This window comes from Kribbella solani (assembly GCF_014205295.1).
Taxonomy (GTDB): Bacteria; Actinomycetota; Actinomycetes; order Propionibacteriales; family Kribbellaceae; genus Kribbella; species Kribbella solani.
In genome coordinates this window covers 7,714,898-7,731,017 of record NZ_JACHNF010000001.1, presented here as the reverse complement: position 1 = coordinate 7,731,017, position 16,120 = coordinate 7,714,898, and the positions used below count along the sequence as shown (strand labels likewise).

18 protein-coding genes are annotated in these 16,120 nt (G+C 68.0%); 7 read left to right on the top strand and 11 right to left on the bottom strand.

The annotated features are described in order from the left end of the window. Positions 1–15 precede the first annotated feature (15 nt). Positions 16–1,275: an MFS transporter gene (locus HDA44_RS35925; protein WP_184842398.1), complete on the top strand. Its 1,260-nt coding sequence runs from the start codon at positions 16–18 to the stop codon at positions 1,273–1,275. 23 nt (positions 1,276–1,298) lie between these two features. On the opposite strand, the gene rpe is transcribed toward HDA44_RS35925, so the two are convergent. The 8 genes from rpe to HDA44_RS35885 all read right to left on the bottom strand — a co-directional run bounded on the left by rpe (position 1,299) and on the right by HDA44_RS35885 (position 8,154). Next, positions 1,299–1,964, bottom strand: coding sequence for a ribulose-phosphate 3-epimerase (gene rpe / locus HDA44_RS35920; protein WP_184842395.1), 666 nt, complete (start codon positions 1,962–1,964; stop codon positions 1,299–1,301). Between the two features lie 271 nt (positions 1,965–2,235). After that, positions 2,236–2,985 carry a cobalt-precorrin-6A reductase gene (locus tag HDA44_RS35915; RefSeq protein ID WP_202887765.1) on the bottom strand — a complete coding sequence of 250 codons (750 nt, stop codon included), beginning with the start codon at positions 2,983–2,985 and terminating at the stop codon, positions 2,236–2,238. Then, entirely contained in the window at positions 2,985–3,176 is a 192-nt protein-coding gene (locus HDA44_RS35910) for a hypothetical protein (protein ID WP_184842392.1), read from the bottom strand. Before HDA44_RS35910 ends, HDA44_RS35915 begins: the two co-directional genes overlap by 1 nt. Further along, positions 3,173–3,913 carry a precorrin-4 C(11)-methyltransferase gene (gene cobM / locus HDA44_RS35905; protein WP_184842389.1) on the bottom strand — a complete coding sequence of 247 codons (741 nt, stop codon included), beginning with the start codon at positions 3,911–3,913 and terminating at the stop codon, positions 3,173–3,175. The genes HDA44_RS35910 and cobM overlap by 4 nt, the downstream gene beginning before the upstream one ends. After that, positions 3,910–5,181, bottom strand: a complete 1,272-nt coding sequence (gene cbiE, locus HDA44_RS35900) for a precorrin-6y C5,15-methyltransferase (decarboxylating) subunit CbiE (RefSeq protein WP_184842384.1) — start codon at positions 5,179–5,181, stop codon at positions 3,910–3,912. The genes cobM and cbiE overlap by 4 nt, the downstream gene beginning before the upstream one ends. Next, positions 5,171–5,551, bottom strand: a complete 381-nt coding sequence (locus HDA44_RS35895; RefSeq protein WP_184842381.1) for a TIGR03618 family F420-dependent PPOX class oxidoreductase — start codon at positions 5,549–5,551, stop codon at positions 5,171–5,173. The genes cbiE and HDA44_RS35895 overlap by 11 nt, the downstream gene beginning before the upstream one ends. A gap of 93 nt (positions 5,552–5,644) precedes the next feature. After that, the gene (locus HDA44_RS35890; RefSeq protein WP_184842378.1) at positions 5,645–7,243 is read right to left on the bottom strand and encodes an ABC transporter permease; all 1,599 of its coding nucleotides are present in this window, start codon (positions 7,241–7,243) and stop codon (positions 5,645–5,647) included. Then, on the bottom strand, positions 7,240–8,154 hold the full coding sequence (locus HDA44_RS35885) for an ABC transporter ATP-binding protein (RefSeq protein WP_184842375.1): 915 nt from the start codon (positions 8,152–8,154) through the stop codon (positions 7,240–7,242). Before HDA44_RS35885 ends, HDA44_RS35890 begins: the two co-directional genes overlap by 4 nt. A 97-nt stretch (positions 8,155–8,251) precedes the next feature. Here HDA44_RS35885 and HDA44_RS35880 point away from each other — a divergent pair, with 97 nt between their 5' ends. Next, on the top strand, positions 8,252–8,758 hold the full coding sequence (locus tag HDA44_RS35880) for a GbsR/MarR family transcriptional regulator (RefSeq protein ID WP_337906799.1): 507 nt from the start codon (positions 8,252–8,254) through the stop codon (positions 8,756–8,758). Between the two features lies 1 nt (position 8,759). Here HDA44_RS35880 and HDA44_RS35875 read toward each other — a convergent pair whose 3' ends face one another. Next, complete coding sequence (locus HDA44_RS35875; protein WP_202887763.1) at positions 8,760–9,404, bottom strand: NBR1-Ig-like domain-containing protein; 645 nt, start codon at positions 9,402–9,404, stop codon at positions 8,760–8,762. Positions 9,405–9,611: 207 nt separating this feature from the next. Between HDA44_RS35875 and HDA44_RS35870 the strand changes: the two genes are divergently transcribed. Both HDA44_RS35870 and HDA44_RS35865 read left to right on the top strand, forming a co-directional pair. Then, positions 9,612–10,109, top strand: a complete 498-nt coding sequence (locus tag HDA44_RS35870; protein ID WP_238352628.1) for an NlpC/P60 family protein — start codon at positions 9,612–9,614, stop codon at positions 10,107–10,109. Between the two features lie 108 nt (positions 10,110–10,217). Beyond that, on the top strand, positions 10,218–10,913 hold the full coding sequence (locus tag HDA44_RS35865; RefSeq protein WP_184842365.1) for an SH3 domain-containing protein: 696 nt from the start codon (positions 10,218–10,220) through the stop codon (positions 10,911–10,913). A gap of 39 nt (positions 10,914–10,952) precedes the next feature. On the opposite strand, the gene HDA44_RS35860 is transcribed toward HDA44_RS35865, so the two are convergent. Both HDA44_RS35860 and HDA44_RS35855 read right to left on the bottom strand, forming a co-directional pair. Continuing rightward, positions 10,953–11,675 (bottom strand): alpha/beta fold hydrolase, encoded by a 723-nt coding sequence (locus HDA44_RS35860; protein WP_184842360.1) that lies wholly within the window; start codon positions 11,673–11,675, stop codon positions 10,953–10,955. A gap of 75 nt (positions 11,676–11,750) precedes the next feature. After that, entirely contained in the window at positions 11,751–12,821 is a 1,071-nt protein-coding gene (locus HDA44_RS35855) for a LacI family DNA-binding transcriptional regulator (protein ID WP_337906798.1), read from the bottom strand. Positions 12,822–12,991: 170 nt separating this feature from the next. Between HDA44_RS35855 and HDA44_RS35850 the strand changes: the two genes are divergently transcribed. From HDA44_RS35850 to HDA44_RS35840, 3 genes are read left to right on the top strand one after another with little or no spacing between them, the layout of a single operon-like run. After that, positions 12,992–13,903, top strand: coding sequence for a carbohydrate ABC transporter permease (locus HDA44_RS35850; protein ID WP_238352627.1), 912 nt, complete (start codon positions 12,992–12,994; stop codon positions 13,901–13,903). A 10-nt stretch (positions 13,904–13,913) separates the two neighbouring features. Next, entirely contained in the window at positions 13,914–14,795 is an 882-nt protein-coding gene (locus tag HDA44_RS35845; protein ID WP_337906797.1) for a carbohydrate ABC transporter permease, read from the top strand. A gap of 12 nt (positions 14,796–14,807) precedes the next feature. Further along, positions 14,808–16,115 (top strand): extracellular solute-binding protein, encoded by a 1,308-nt coding sequence (locus HDA44_RS35840; protein ID WP_184842356.1) that lies wholly within the window; start codon positions 14,808–14,810, stop codon positions 16,113–16,115. The last annotated feature ends 5 nt before the right edge of the window (positions 16,116–16,120 follow it).

Here is a 16,120-nt window from a genome sequence, read left to right as displayed (position 1 = left end):
GGGAAGACTGCGGTCATGGAACTGGCCGGCTACCGTGCGTTGTGGCGGACACAGGGCGTGACGACACTCCTGGTGTCGTCGTTGCTCGCGCGCCTGCCGATGCTGGCGACGACGGTGCCGATCGCGTTCCTGGCGAAGGATGCGAGCGGCTCGTTCCGCTGGGCCGGCGTCGTCGCGGGCTCTTATGCGGTCGGTACGGCGCTCGCCGGGCCGCTCTGGTCACGGACAGCCGACCGTCGCGGACCTCGCGGCGTACTGCTGGTGACCGGGATCGCGTGGAGCGTGATGCTGCTCGGGATCGCGCTCCTGCCAGGCGCACTGTTCCGGCTGCTACCCGTGCTCGCGGTGCTGGCCGGTGCGTTCGTGCCGCCGGTGTCGCAGACGTTGCGCGCTGCCTGGCCGCGGGTCATGGCCGGTCCCGCGCTCCGGACGGCGTACTCGGTCGACGCGACCGCGCAGGAGTTGTTGTTCATGGCCGGGCCGATGCTCGGCGCGACGGCGGTCAGCGTCGCCAGCCCACGGCTCGGGGTGCTGCTCGCGGCGGCGATGTCGGCTGTCTTCATCTGGTGGTATGCGCTTCGACAACCCAAGCCGCTCCCCCACGGCAGCCACACCGCCGCACGGTTGAGTGCGAGGCAGTTGCTCTGGCATCGGCATCGGTTACCGCTGATCCTCGCGTTCGGCCTGTGGATCATGTCGTTCAGCGGGATCTCGCTGGCCATCGTCGCGTACGCCGACGGGCACGGTCAGCGCTTGATCGCGGGCGTCCTCGAGGCCGTTTGGGCGTTCGGCAGTCTGGTCGGTGGCGCGATCGCCGGCGCCTTGCCCGGACGGCGTCCGTCGTACCTGTGGCGCCGGGCCGCGCTGGTCACTGCCGGGATGCTGCTGTGTGTGTTCGCGACCTGGTCGTCGCTGTCGCTCGGCATCGCGCTGGCGATGTCCGGGCTGACGTTGGCGCCGGCTATCGGTGCGCTGTACGGGCGGCTGGGCGCGTTGACGCCGGACAACGCCCGGACCGAGATGTTCGGCTGGATGTCGAGCATGGCGACCGTCGGTTCGGCGATCGGTGCCGCGGCGTCCGGCGCGCTGATCGATGCGTTCGGCGTACGGTACGTGTGGTTGCTCGCCGCTGTACTCGCGGCCGTGTCGACCGTACTGCTGGTGCGGGTACCGCCGGAGCAGGCGCCCGCGCCGGAGCCAGAGGGTGTCTTGGAACTCTGCGCCGTAGCGAGGAGGTGCTCGGCGCGAGGTGCCGTGCCGAGTGCCCCGCAGTAGGCGTAGAGCTCCCAAACACCCTCTCAGCGGTCGGTGACCTTCTCGGCGAGACCGCGTAGCCGGTCGACCATCGCGTTCGGGTCGTCGGCCGCGTACACGGCAGAGCCGGCCACGAACACGTCGGCGCCGGCCTCGGCACACTGCTCGATCGTGTCCGCCGAGATGCCGCCGTCGATCTCGATCCACAGATCCAGCCCGTGCTTGTCGAGCAGCTGCCGCGTACGCCGGATCTTCGGCACGCAGACGTCGAGGAACTTCTGGCCGCCGAAACCCGGCTCGACGGTCATGATCAGGATCATGTCGAGCTCGGGCAGCAGATCCTCGTACGGCTCGATCGGGGTGGCAGGTCGCAGCGCCATCGCGGCGCGGGCGCCCTTGGCGCGGATCTCCCGGGCGGTACGGATCGGCGCGCGGCAGGCCTCGACGTGGAACGTGACACTGGACGCGCCCGCCTCGACGTACCCGGGCGCCCAGCGGTCCGGGTCCTCGATCATCAGGTGACAGTCGAGCGGAGTGTCGGCAGCCTTCGCCAGCGACTCGACCACCGGCATCCCGAGGGTCAGATTCGGCACGAAGTGGTTGTCCATCACGTCGACATGCAGCCAGTCCGCGTTCGACACCGCCGCCGCTTCCTCAGCCAGCCGAGCGAAATCAGCCGACAGGATGCTCGGCGCAATCTGAATCCCCATACGGACAATCTATCGAGCCACCACCCACCCCACCCCACGCGGTCCCCAACCAACCTCCACACACCAACCAACCTCCACACACCAGCCGACCTCCACGCACCGGCCGGTCATTTGAGTGGTGAACGTCTGAAGTTGGCCGTTCACAGCCCTCATGCGGGTGGTGAACACGCAAGATCAGGGGTTCACCACCCAAACGACCTGCCGGAGCCAGCCGGGCGGACGTCGGCCGGGCAGACGTCGGCGGGGGTGGATGTCGGCGGGGGTGGGTGGACTAAGTGCGTAGCGTCCAGGCGAGGGCGGCTTCGGGGGACGGGACGCTTTGTGCGTCACGCGGCAGGGGTGGGCGGCGGATGATCAGGACCGGGATACGGAGCTGCCGGGCGGCTTTCAGTTTGGGTGCTGTGGCTGGGCCGCCGCTGTCCTTGGTGACGAGGAGGTCGATGCGATGTTCGCGAAGGATCGCCAGCTCGTCGGCATGCGTGAACGGACCGCGGGCGAGCAGCAGGGTGCACCAGGTCGGTGGCGGTTCCGGTGGATCAACACACCTGGCAAGAACCCACGGCTGAGCAGTAACCGGGGTGGCGTGGGTGGTCGGAGCGAAGGCGGGGAGGTTTTGGCGGCCGATGGTGAGGAAGGGGCGGGTGCCGAGGGTTGGGAGGAGGGTGGCGGCTTGGTTGTGGGTTTCGGCCCAGTGCCAGGTGTCGCCAGTGGTGGGGGTCCAGCCGGGGCGGCGAAGGATGAGGTGCCTGGTGCCAGTTGCGGCGGCGGCCTCGGTTGCGTTGGCAGTGATCGAGGTGGCGAACGGGTGGGTGGCGTCGATGATCGCGTCCACCGGGTTGGTACGCAGCCAGTCAGTCAGTCCGTCGGCACCACCAAAGCCACCGGTGCGGACGGTGCCAACCGGTAGGCGCGCGTCGGTGGTGCGGCCGGCCAGTGACGAGATCACGTCGATGCCGCCGGCAACTAACAGTTGAGCCAACGCGCGGCCCTCACCCGTACCACCGAGCAACAGAACCCGCATCACCATTCCCCCTCCACCTGATCGGACTCCACCAGCAGGTGCCGCCTCAGGTACCCCGCGAGGTCGCCGGCGGACAGCACCACGCAGCGGGCGGAGGAACGCACCGCGAGGTGGGTGGTGGACGGCATCGCATGGCGGGTGGTGGACGGCATCGCATGGCGGGTGGGGGCGAGGGCTGCGATGGGGATCATCGGCTGCGGGTTGCGGAGTAGAGGTGGCTGTCTCGGAAGGTCTTGGCGGTGAGGGTTTGGCCGATGATGATTACCGCGGTGCGGCGGATCTCGGCTGTTTTCACCTGGTCGGCTATGTCGGCGAGGGTGCCGCGGAGGATCTGTTCGTCGGGGCGGGAGGCTCGGGCTACGACGGCAACCGGGCAGGTGGGGCCGTAGTGCGGGCGGAGTTCTTCGACGACCCGGTCGATCTGCTGCACGGCCAGGTGCAGGACGATCGTTGCCTTCGCGGCGCCGAGGGTAGCCAGGTCCTCACCGGCCGGCATCGCGCTGGCGCTGCCGCTGATCCGGGTCAGGATGACGGTTTGGCCGACTTCCGGAACGGTGAGTTCGCGGTTGAGCGTGGCGGCGGCCGCGGCGTACGCGGGTACGCCGGGGGTCACGTCGTACGGAATGCCGAGCGCGTCGAGGCGGCGCAGTTGCTCGGCCATCGCGCTGAAGACGGACGGGTCGCCGGAGTGCAGGCGGGCGACGTCCTGGCCGGCGGTGTGGGCGGCGGCGAGTTCGGCGATGATCTCGTCGAGGGTGAGCGCGGCGGTGTCGACCTTGCGGGCGCCGGGTGGGCAGTGGTCGAGCAGTTCGGTGGGTACGAGCGCGCCGGCGTACAGGCAGACGGGTGCAGCGGCGATCAGGTCACGCCCGCGTACGGTGATCAGATCGGCGGCGCCCGGACCAGCACCGATGAAGTGAACGGTCACTTGGTCACGCTCCAGATGGTTACGGGGAGGCTGGGGCGCCAGGCGGTCATGGTGCCGAGTGGGGCGGCCCGGTGGACTTCGAGGCGGATCAGGTCGCCGCCGTACCGGGTGTGCCACTGGGTGATCAGCGCGTCGGTCTCCAGGGTGACGCTGTTGGTGACAAGGCGGCCGCCGGGGCGGAGGGCGGTCCAGCAGGCCTCGATCATGCCGGCGGCGGTCGCGCCGCCGCCGATGAAGATGGCGTGTGGCGGTTCGAGATCGGCGAGGGCGGTGGGCGCGGCGCCGGCGACGGTGGTGACTGGTACGCCGAGGTTGGTGGCGTTGCGGGCGAGGCGGTCGGCGCGGGCGGGATCGCGTTCGATGGCGATCGCGCGGCAGGACGGGTGGTGCCGCGACCATTCGATCGCGATGCTGCCGGCGCCGCCGCCGATGTCCCAGAGCAGTTGGCCGGGGACCGGGGCCAGGCGGGAGAGGGTTACCGCGCGTACCTCGCGCTTTGTGAGCTGGCCGTCGTTTTCGTACACGTCGTCGGGCAGACCGGGTGAAGTGGAAAGCACCGGGGCGTCGGCTGGGGTGTGGATGGCGATGACGTTCAGCGGGTCGATCGGGTCCGACCAGCCAAGAGGCAGCGCGGAGGTGGCGGGGGTCGCGGGAGTGGCGCGGTCGGCGGAGAGGCCGGCGAGTGTGGTGGGCCAGTTGGTGGCGGGGGTGGTGCGGATGCGTTCGGTGGGGGCGGCCAGTTGTTCGAGGATGGTGAGTTGGCTGGCGCCGTAGCCGCGGGCTGTCAGGAGGTGGGCTACCTCGGCGGGGGTTTGGGCGTTGCGGCTGAGGACGAGGAGGCGGCGGTCGGGGGTCAGGTGGGGGTGGAGGTGCTCGACCGGGTTCTTGACGAGGCTGACTACCTGGATCTGGTCCTGGGGCCAGCCCAAGCGGGCGCAGGCGAGGGAGACGCTCGACGGGTGCGGGATGACGTGGACGGCGTCGGGGCCGAGGAGGCGGACCAGAGTGGTGCCGATGCCGTGGTACGTGGGGTCGCCGCTTGCCAGTACGCAGATCTGCTTGCCCGAGTACTCCTTCAGCAACCGGGGAAGCGCCTCGGACAAAGGCGAAGGCCACGCAACACGTACTGCAGCTGTGGGGATCAGCGCCAGTTGGCGGGTGCTGCCCATGAGGACTTCGGCTTTGTGGATGGCAGTTTGGGCTTCGGGGGTCAGGCCGGGCCAGCCGTTGGCGCCGACGCCTACTACGGTGATTTGGTCAGCTGGCATTGCCGAGAGCCTTTGTAATGGTGATTTCGATTACGACGCGTTCGGGGTTGATCCGGGGCTCTTTGTAGCGCTTGGCGTACAGGCGTTCGGCCAGGTGGACGCGTGACGGGTCGGCGGTGACGACAGCGCGGCCCTCCAGTGTGCTCCAGCGGCGGCCGTCCACTTGGGTGACTGCTACTGCCGCCTCCCCGAGGCGCCGGATCGTCCTCGCCTTGTACGACGTCCCGGAGCAGATCACCCGGACGAGACCAGCGTCGACGTCCAGGGTCGCTCCGACCGGAGTGGCATGTACGGTCCCGTCGGCCCGGACCGTGCTCAGCACGCAGAGATGCCGCTCGCTCCAGAACGCGGCCAGCTGGTCAGTAAACACGCAGCGATCGTAGACAAGCCGCCCCGCCCGGCGTGGTGCCGGGCGGGGCGGAGCGCTGGACCCCTCAGACCAGCGCGGTCCAAGGAACGCCGGTCAGCCGATGTCGCGGCGGCGGAAGGTGGCGAAGCCGGCGAGCGTCAGCGCGGCGGCGATCGCGGTCAGCCACAGCACCGGGGTCACCGAGAAGTCACCACCAGGCAGTCGCGGCGTGTGACCGTACGGGCTCAGGTTGATCATCCAGTGCGGCAGGTTGAACAGCTCACCGAACTGCCCGATCAGCAGGAACAGGCCGTACAGCACCCATCCCCCGCTCACCAGCTTCGGCGCCACACCGAACAGGACGACGACCAGTGCAGTGACCAACCAGATAGCGGGTAGTTGCACAGCAGCCCCGGCCAGCATCCGTGGGATCTGGTGACCCACGCTCCCCAGCGATGCACCACTGGAGATACCGGAGCCGAGACCCGCGATCAGGATCAGCACGCCAGTACCGAACAGGGCCATCAGTACGTGGCTGGCCAGCCACTGCGCCCGAGTCACCCCGGTCGCCAGCAGAGGCTCCGCACGCAGCGCTGTCTCTTCGGACCGGAGCCGCAGCGCCGCCTGAATACCGAACGCGGACGCCAGCAACCCCATCATGCCCAGCTCCGTTGACAGGAAGGCGTCTGTCAGCCCTTCGACACCACCCATCTTCTGGATCATCTCGCGCGCACTGGCGCTGTTGGCGAACCCGTCGACGTTGCTGGCGATGTTCCCCACCAGCAGACCGAGCAGCAGGAACGCGAAACCCCAGCCGTACAAGGCGCCCTTCTGCAAGCGCCAGGCCAGTGCCAGCGGCGATCGCAGCGACGCGGCAGCCCGCGGCGGCCCGGGTCGTGGCCGAACCAGACCGGCACCGACGTCACGCTTCCGGATCAGTGCAGTCGCAGCGACGATCAGTAGGCCCAGGAACGCCAGCGGCATCAGTAGTACGACGAACCGGTCCCCCGAGTACGCGCGGACCTGCTGTGCCCAGCCGATCGGTGAAAGCCAGGACACCCACTGGGTACTACCGTCCGCCGCGGAATCTCCTACAGCCCGCAGCACGTACGCGATACCCAGCACGACCGCAGTGAGCCCATTCGCGGCGCGGGCGCTCTCTGTGACCTGTGCAGTCACCGCACCGACGCCGGCGAAGGCCAGTCCGGCTGCAGCCCACATCAGACCGAACGCGAACGATCCCTTGGTGTCTAGTCCGCTCCCCATCAACGACAGTGCGGTGACCAGACCGAGGACGATGACAGTCGCCGACGACACGATCAGTGCGGCAGCCAGTGCGGCGTACCGGCCGAGTACTCCGGCGCTCAGCAGCTCAAGCCGACCGTTCTCCTCTTCGGTACGGGTGTGCCGTACGACCAGAATCCCGGCCAGCAAGCCGACCAGCAACGCACCGAATGCAGTCATCTTGAACAGTGAGACCTCACCGAGTGAGTTCTCGTCGAAGATGCGCCCGTACATCGAAACGAGTGCAGGTGATGCATTGGACGTGTGTGCTGCTTCGGCCAGCGCCTTCGGGTCGGAGTACAGGTTGATGGACGCCTTCGCCGAGCCGGCCGCCGACATGACGAAGACGAGGATCCAGATCGGGATCAGGAGCCGGTCCCGGCGCAGCGCGAGCCGCACCAGGGTTCCGGTACCGACAAAGTCGTTCATCGCACGGCCGCCTCAGGCTCAGCCGGTACGTCTTCCTCGTAGTGACGCAGGAACAGCTCTTCCAGCGTCGGCGGCTGCGCGACGAGGCTCCTGATGCCACTCGCGGACAGCTGCCGCATCACCGCGTCGAGCTGTGCGGTGTCCACCTCGCAGCGGACCCGGTTGCCTTCGACATCCAGGTCGTGGATGCCCGGCAGCTGCGCCAGCCCGTTCGGCGAACCGGCCAGCTCGGCGTGGATCGACGTACGGGTGAGGTGCCGCAGCTCGGCCAGGGTGCCGGTTTCGACGACCTTGCCCTTCCGGATGATGCTGACCCGGTCACACAGGGCCTCGACCTCGGACAGGATGTGGCTGGACAGCAGCACCGTACGGTCGCGCTGGTGCTCCTCCTCGATGCACTGCCGGAACACCTCCTCCATCAGCGGGTCCAGACCGGAGGTCGGCTCGTCCAGGATCAACAGCTCCACGTCCGATGCGAGTGCCGCGACCAGCGCGACCTTCTGCCGGTTGCCCTTCGAGTAGGTTCGGCCCTTCTTGGTCGGGTCGAGGTCGAACCGGCGCAGCAGTTCGTCGCGCTTCTTCTCGTCCAGACCGCCGCGCAACCGGCCGAGCAGGTCGATCACCTCGCCGCCGGTCAGGTTCGGCCACAGGTTGACGTCACCGGGTACGTAGGCGAGCCGCCGGTGCAGCTTGGCCGCGTCGTGCCAGGGGTCGCCGCCCAGCAACGAGACATCGCCGGCGTCACCGCGCAGCAGTCCGAGCAGGACCCTGATGGTGGTGGACTTCCCGGCGCCGTTCGGCCCGAGGAAGCCGTGCACCTCACCGGTCGCGACTTCCAGGTCGAGACCGTCGAGGGCGTGCGTACTCCCGTACGACTTGTGCAGTCCAGAGACCACGATGGCTGATGTCATGTTTCATAACGTACACTTCATTCAGAAGTTTGTGAATCTTGCTAACACGTTTCTCACGAGTCGGGCAATCGAGCGACGCAGAGGGGATGATGGGGCGGTGAGTGCACATCGAGACGACGACGCCGTCAAGCGGTACACCGAGCAGTTCGGCAACCTGCTGGCGGAGACGGGCTGGCCGCGGATGGCGGGGCGGGTGTTCGCCGCGATCCTCTCCAGCGAAGGCGGCCGGATGACGTCCGCCGAGTTGTCCGACCAGTTGCAGGCCAGTCCGGCCGCGGTGTCCGGCGCGGTGAACTACCTGCTCCAGCTCCGGCTCGCCACCCGCGAGCGCGAGCCCGGCAGCCGCCGCGATGTGTACGTGGTCCAGGACGACGCGTGGTACCAGACGATGATGACCGAGGACGCGTCCCTCGGCCGCTGGTCCGTGTCCCTGCGCAAGGTACTGGACGCCGCCGGCGAAGGCACCGAGGCCTGGCGCCGGATCCACGTCTCGCTCGGTTTCATCGACTTCATCGCCGAAGAGGTGAAGGGCCTGAGCGAGCGCTGGATCAAACGCAAGGCCGAGCTCGACGCCGAGCTGGACGCCAAGTTCAGCGGCCAGTAGCTCAGGGGCTGTCGACGGTGAAGATCGTGCAGTAGATCGGCGGGGACTCCAGGCCCGGGTAGTACAGCCGCCCGACGTCGTCGGTGATCTTGAAGTACGCGGTCGAGGCGCCCACCTGGGGCGGCGCCTGCAGGCGCATGGTCACCGTGACGGTCTCCCCGGGCGCGGCGTCCGGCACGCGTTCGCGGACCGGCGAGCGTAGCCAGCCAGGAATGCCGGCGGCGCCCTGGCGGGTCAGCCAGCGGTCGCGCCACGGCCGTTCGCCGCTGTTCAGGATCTCCCACGCCTTGTCGAACTGCTCGTCCCGGCACAACCGCGTACCGTCCGGAACCGTCTCGCCGACCAGCTCCGCGCGATCCTCGGGATGGTGGTCGATCGGCACCGACCCACCGAGCAGCACCGGCTGTACGTGCCGCCGGATGTCCCGCTGCGAGACGTCCCGTCCGGCCCGGACGGCCGCGTCCAGCTCCATCAGCTGGTTCACCAGCGACTTGCCGGCGCCGAACGAGTTGTCGTACCACTCGGTCAGCTCGCGGCTGGGTTTGGTATGCCCGCGCTCGACCCGGGACAGGTGTCCCTTGTCCCAGCCGGACTCGGCGGCCGCGCGGGTCAGCGGCACACCGGCTGCCTCACGCAGCTCCCGCATGCGGGCACCAATCACGTACCGGGCCTGGGCTGGGCGCACGGCACTCTCCAGTCTGCCGTCACTTATCTACACAAAATACCAAATCGCAGTGATCATCTTCCGTTGCCCACTGCGACAAGGCAATCACTCTCTGATTCTCTTCACACAGGGCTGCTTCTCCAAGAGAGCAGCCGTCGCCCACTGCAGTTGAGAGCGAAAGGCAACAAAATGATGCCCTCCCTTTCCCGGTCGCTGGCCCGCCTGACCGCCACCGCCGCCCTCGGCGCGCTGGCGCTCGGTGGCGCCGCCCTGACCACCAGCTCCGCCCAAGCCGCGCCCGCCCCGGCGCCGGCCTCGACCAGCAGCAGCGTGTACGGCACGCAGTCGCGCGCCGACAACGCGATCGCCTGGTTCGCCAACCGCAACGGCTCCACCGCGTACCAGGGGTACTGCGAGAAGGCCGTCGAGAACGCCTACGGCACGACCGGCATCTACGCGTCGGCCATCGCCAACTGGAACGACGCCGTCAACCGGGGCGCCGCCCACCGCGGCGACCTGAACCCGCCGCGCGGCGCGCTGGTGTTCTGGAACATCAGCTCGTACGGCCACGTCGGCATCGCCACCGGTGACGGCTACTTCTGGGCCACCAGCGTCAACGGCGCGATCGGCAAGCAGCGGCTGCCGTGGTTCAGCAACTACCTCGGCTGGGCGCAGCCGAACTTCTGAGCCGCGAGCGGCGCCCGGCCGGCCACCGGGCGCCGCCCGTTGCGTACTGCGACAACAGTTTCACTTTCTGGTTCCCTGCGAGGACAACTCCAGAAGGGGAGCACAACCATGCGTACCGCCCTCATGCGCATCACCGCCCGTCTCACCCTCACCGCACTGCTCGGAGGAACCGCCGTTCTCGGGACCGGCGTCCTCCCGGCCAGTGCCGCCACCGGAACCGTCGTCACCGACAGCGGTACCGGCGTCGCGATCCGATCCGGTAACGCGACCAGCTTCGCCACGGTCGGCAACCAGCCGAACGGACCGGTCGAAATCGACTGTCAGATCTACGGCGAACCGGTCACCGGCAAGTACGGCCGGAGCCTGATCTGGGACCACATCCCAGGCAAGGGCTTCATCACCGACTCGTACGTCAACACCGGTAGTTCCGGCCTGATCGCGCCGCTCTGCACCAACAACCCACGCGCCGACGCCGCCATCAACTGGTACGCCGCGCGCAACGGCTCGACCGCGTACCAGGGGTACTGCGAGATGGCCGCCGAGAACTCGTACGGCAAGACCGCGATCTGGGCCTCCGCGACCGCGGACTGGAACGATGCCGTCGCCCGCGGCGTCGCGCATGTCGGCGACCTGAACCCACCCAAGGGCGCTCTGGTCTTCTGGGACCTCGCGGCACCGTACGGCCATGTCGGCGTGGCCCGCGGTGACGGGTACTTCTGGGCCACCAGCGTCAACGGCAAGATCGGCCTCGCCAAGCTCCCGTACTTCTCCAACTACCGCGGCTGGGCCTGGCCGAATTTCTGACCCCACCTGAATGCGAGCACCCGGACGCGCGTCCGCCCCTCACGCGTCCGGGTGCTCGACCCGGTCCAGCCAGTCCGTCACCAGGGCCCGGTACAACGCGGTCGACCGCACCGGAAGCTCATGGCCTTCGCTGTCCAGCGCCGCGTACGTCGCCCGCGGGTAGTCGTCCAGGAGCGGCCACGCATCGGCGTACCCGGCAATGTGGTCGCGGCGACCGGTCACGATCAGAGTCGGCCGTTCGAAGTGGATCGCGGGGTCGTCCCGCAGCGCGTACTTCGTCACGTCGGCCTGGATGCGGCCGAGGAAATCGAGGTCGGCCCGTGCCTCGGCGACGTCGTAGTACGCGTGTTGTTTGGCGCGCAATGCTTCGGTCTCGGCCGGACCTTCCTTCGGCAGCGTGCGCCGGGTTCGGTCCACGATGATGCCGGGGACCCGGAGCAACAGTCCGCGGACCCGGTCCGGGTCACGCCGGACGATCCCGCGGGCGTGCAGGGCGCCGGCCGATGTACCGGCGAGGGTGAACGGCTCGTCGCCTGCCAGCTCGTCGATCAGCTCGATGATCGACGCGAGCATGCCGTCCTGGTCGGTGATCGACGGGATCGCCGGGGACTTGCCGGTGCCGGGCGGGTCGACATAGACCCGCCGCCAGCCGGGCCGTTGCCCGAAGAACGGTTCGTGCAGGTCGCGACCCTCACCCGCGTCGCCGCCCCAGCCAGGCAAGAAGAAGATCGGACTGCCGCTACCGAAGGATTCGTAGTACACAAGGCGAACCTAGTCACCCCACCCACACGTAATCCACCAGTTCTGTCGGCAGCAGAACCCGGCAGTCGCCGCTCGTCAGCCAGTTGTTCTGTCGGCAGCAGAACCCGGTGGGCGTTCGCCGGAGCCGCGCTCGATGAGTGCGCATGGGAGCACGATTCGCTGTGGTGGGCGGGTGTCCGTGCCGGAAGCACGGTCGAGCAGTAGCCGGGCCGCGCTGCGGCCGAGCTCTGCGGTGTCGGAGGCAACCACCGTGACCGGCGTCGGCAGCATGTCGGCCAGCCGGAAGTCGTCGAACCCGACCACGGCCGGCTCCTGACCGAGCTCGCCCAGCGCCCGCAGTACACCCAGGGCCCGCAGCACCCCCTCGGCGAGGAAGTTGGTCGAGGCGAAGATCGCGGTCGGCGCGTCGGCCCGCAGCATCACCTCACGGGTCGCCTTCTCGGCCGCCTCCGCGTTGCCCTCGGGCAACTGCACGACCAGCGTCTCGTCCACCTCGACCCCCGCGGCCCGGTGCGCGCGCCGGAACCCACGCAACCGGCGGCCGATCGTGTAGTACGACGGCGCGAGCAGGATCGCGATCCGCCGATGCCCCTGCGCCAGCAGATGCTCCGCGGCGATCCGGCCGCCGCCTTCGTTGTCGATCATCACGATGTCCGCGTCGATCCCGGTCGCCGGCCGGTCGACGAACACCACCGGCACACCGGCGCCCTGCAGGAACGCGTGATCGCCTTGGTCGGGCACGATCATCAACCCGGCCACCTGCCGGCTGACGAGCTCCTGGATGGCGCGCTTCTCACCCTCCGGGTCCTCGTCGACGCTGCCGAGCACAACCGCGTACCCGGACTGGCCGGCCACCTCGAGCGACGCCTTCGCGATGCTAGCGTAGAACGGGTTGGTCAGGTCGCCGAGCACCAGCGCCAGGCTGGTCGACTTCTTCCCCGGCCGGAGCGCCCGGGCCACCTCGTTGCGCTGGAACCCGAGCTCGTCGATCGCCGCCCGGACCCGCCGCGCGGTCTCGTCCCGGACGCCGTGCCCGCCGTTCACCACCCGCGACACCGTGCCGAGCCCGACGCCGGCCCGGCGAGCGACATCGATCATCGTCGGCCGGGGATGCTCGGCGGCCTTGCTTGGAAACGTTTCGGACACGGGGTTGACTTCCTTTTCGGGACACGGCATCGTCACCCAACAGTAAAACGTTGGAAACGTTACCGTCCAGGAGGCCGGATGAGTATCTGCCCGAGCCGCCGATGAGCACTGTCCGAGCGGGCCGATCCGCTCCCCGGGCGCGCCGCCGGGGAAGTCACGGACGCGGTGGGATGAGCCGGAACGCCGGCTCCGACGTCAAAGCGGCGTATCTGTTCATCGCGCCCGCGATGATCGGCTTCTTCGTCTTCGTCGGCTACCCGCTGATCCGGTCGTTCTATCTTTCGCTGACCAAGTACAACGGGCTGACCGACCCGGTTTTCGTTGGCCTCGGCAACTTCCGCCGCCTGTTCACGACCGATCCCTCGTTCTGGCCGGCGCTGCGCGCGACCGGGTACCTGGTAGTGCTCTACGTCCCGTTGTCGTTGGTCCTCGGTCTCGCCCTGGCGATGTTCTGCAACCAGCGCTTCGCGGGCGTACGCCTCGTCCGCACGCTCGCGTACCTGCCGGTCGTGCTTCCGGCGGTCGCCACCATCACGCTCTGGAAGTTCATCCTGGACCCGCAGGTCGGCCTGCTGAACACGGTCCTGGACCGGCTCGGACTACCCACCAGCCTGTGGTTGCAGAGCCCGAAGATGGCGATGCCGTCCATCGTCCTGGTGATGCTGTGGGGTGTCGGCAGCACGATGATCATCTTCCTGGCCGGGCTGCAGGCGGTCCCGACCGAACTGTACGAGGCCGCCAAGGTGGACGGCGCCGGACCGTTCGCGGTGTTCTTCCGGATCACGTTGCCGATGATCAGCCCGATCATGCTGCTGCAGGTGATCCTGCAGACCACCGCCGCGCTGCAGACGTTCAACCAGCCGAAGATCCTGAGCCCGGGCGGAGGCGGCGGACCTGGCTTCAGTACGAACGTGCTGATGCTCGGGATCTACAACAACGGCTTCCCCACCCTCGGCAAGATCCCGCAGCTCGGGTACGCGTCGGCGCAGGTGTGGGTGCTGTTCGTGATCATCATCGCCGTGATTGCCCTGACCGCGAAGTTCTCCTCGCTCTGGACGTACAGTGACAGCACTTCCGACTGAAGCTCCTCCGGTGGCGCCCGCGAGCCAGGCCGTGCGTCCCGCGAAGAAGAAGCCGCGCGTGATCGGGACCACCGCCTGGTACGTGGTCGCGCTCTTCGTCGGTGCCGTGATGATCGTCCCACTGCTGTGGATGATCACGATCGGCCTGAAGAGCGGCACCGCGGTGTTCGACATCCCACCGAAGCTGTTGCCCCGCGAGTGGAAGTGGAGCAACTTCGTCAACGGCCCGAAGGCTATCCACTTCCCCCGGCTGCTGCTGAACTCGTTCCTGATCACCGGTCTGAGCGTGATCGGTGGAGTGATGACCGCGATGATGGCCGGGTACGCGCTGGCCCGGATGCGCTTTCCCGGCCGGAAGCTGTGGTTCTACCTGTTCGTGGGCAGCATGCTGTTGCCCGGCGTGGTCGGTCTGATCCCGTTGTTCCAGCTGTACAAGAGCATCGGCTGGTACGACACCTGGCTGCCGCTGATCGTGCCGGCGTTCCTCGGTGGGAATCCGTTGTTCATCTTCCTGGCCCGGCAGTACTTCCTGGCCATCCCGTACTCGATCGACGAAGCGGCCAAGCTCGACGGCGCCGGGCACTTCCGGATCTTCACCCAGGTGATGCTGCCGCTGACCAGGCCGGCCTGGCTGACGATGGCGATCCTCGCCTTCCAGGCGTCCTGGAACGACTACCTGAACCCGCTGGTCTACCTGTACTCGTCCGGCAAGTGGCCGCTGTCGGTCGGAATGGCCGCGTTCATCTCCCCGTTCGCCGGGAAGACGCCGGACTGGAGCTACTACATGGCCACCAACCTGCTGTACATGCTGCCGCCGCTGATCATCTTCTTCGCCGCGCAGCGCTACTTCATCCAGGGCCTCGGCGCTCTCGGCAGCACGAACCAGAAATAGAGGAGATCCGTTGTGAAGAGGACTTTGGGCGTCACCGCGCTGGTCTGCGCGGGGTTGCTGGTGGCAACCGCGTGTGGCGGATCGGACTCCGGCAGCTCGGGCGGCTCCGGCGGCGGGCCGGTCACGGTCACGGTGATGACGTGGGAGTCGGCGGACACCAACGCGGCGATCAAGAAGGCACTGGCCGACTTCAAGGACGACAACATCAAGGTCGAGCTGCTCGACACCCCGAGCGGTCAGTACGGTGACAAGCTCGCGTCGCTGACTCAGGCGAAGAAGCTGCCCGACCTGTTCTGGTGCGGTAACGACACCGAGCAGCAGTACACGTCGCAGGGGCTGCTGGTCGACTGGGCCGACAAGATCAAGAACGGCAACGGCGACTTCAAGGCGGACAAGTTCGTCCCGTCCGCGATGGACAACTGGAAGACCGCCGACGGTCAGATGGGCGGTCTGCCGTCGCTGATGAACACGTACGGCGTCTGGTACAACGCGGATGCGTTCACCGCGGCCGGTGTCCCGCTGCCGAAGGCCGGCTGGACCTGGGACGACATGTACGCCGCTGCCGCCAAACTGGCCAACAAGAACGGTGCGAAGTACGGACTGGTCGCTGACCAGCTCACCTCGCCGGACGGACCGTTCACGATGAGCATGTACTCGGTGTCGGCCGGCGGCGCACCGTTCACCGACAACGTGAACCACCCGACCAAGGCCGAGATGGACGACAAGTACCAGGAAGGCGTCCAGAAGCTGGTCACCGCGATCAAGAACGGCTCGGTCGCACCGCCCGGGTACGACGCGGCGAACGTGCAGTCGCTGTTCGCGGCCGGCAAGGTGCCGATGACGTTCGGCGGGCAGTGGCTGGCCGCCGGGTTCCAGACCGACAAGCCGAAGATCAAGTACGGGTTCGCGCCCTTCCCGCAGGTGCAGACGCCGACCACGCTGTACGACTCGGTCGGCATCTGCACGCCGCAGTACACCAAGGACCAGGACGCGACGTTCAAGGTGCTCGAGTACCTCAACACGAAGGTGTGGGACGCGGTACTGCCCGCGTCGCCGGTCGCGCCGCCCGCGTACACGCCGGCGCAGGCGAGCTACTTCGACGCGCTCACCAAGGCGCAGCAGCCGACGGTCGTGGACACGGTCAAGGCCGACCTCGGCGCGGAGAAGACGGTCGGGGTCCGCTTCACCACCACCTGGGCGCAGCAGGTCGGTGACCTGACCACGGCCGACTATCAGCCGATTCTCCTTGGCAAGAAGCCGGTCAGCGAGCTGTCAGGGTACGTCGACAAGATCAACGGGCTGATCAAGCAGGGCGGCTGATCCTC

Bases quoted from the DNA above. Each gene is read 5' to 3' on its own strand.
- HDA44_RS35875 (WP_202887763.1), bottom strand. From the start codon at position 9,404: ATGCGGGAGCTGCGTGAGGCAGCCGGTGTGCCGCTGACCCGCGCGGCC.
- HDA44_RS35850 (WP_238352627.1), top strand. From the start codon at position 12,992: ATGAGCCGGAACGCCGGCTCCGACGTCAAAGCGGCGTATCTGTTCATC.
- cbiE (WP_184842384.1), bottom strand. From the start codon at position 5,181: ATGCCAGCTGACCAAATCACCGTAGTAGGCGTCGGCGCCAACGGCTGG.
- HDA44_RS35865 (WP_184842365.1), top strand. From the start codon at position 10,218: ATGCGTACCGCCCTCATGCGCATCACCGCCCGTCTCACCCTCACCGCA.
- rpe (WP_184842395.1), bottom strand. From the start codon at position 1,964: ATGGGGATTCAGATTGCGCCGAGCATCCTGTCGGCTGATTTCGCTCGG.
- HDA44_RS35915 (WP_202887765.1), bottom strand. From the start codon at position 2,985: ATGCGGGTTCTGTTGCTCGGTGGTACGGGTGAGGGCCGCGCGTTGGCT.
- HDA44_RS35885 (WP_184842375.1), bottom strand. From the start codon at position 8,154: ATGACATCAGCCATCGTGGTCTCTGGACTGCACAAGTCGTACGGGAGT.
- HDA44_RS35925 (WP_184842398.1), top strand. From the start codon at position 16: ATGGAACTGGCCGGCTACCGTGCGTTGTGGCGGACACAGGGCGTGACG.
- HDA44_RS35870 (WP_238352628.1), top strand. From the start codon at position 9,612: ATGATGCCCTCCCTTTCCCGGTCGCTGGCCCGCCTGACCGCCACCGCC.
- HDA44_RS35890 (WP_184842378.1), bottom strand. From the start codon at position 7,243: ATGAACGACTTTGTCGGTACCGGAACCCTGGTGCGGCTCGCGCTGCGC.
- HDA44_RS35910 (WP_184842392.1), bottom strand. From the start codon at position 3,176: ATGATCCCCATCGCAGCCCTCGCCCCCACCCGCCATGCGATGCCGTCC.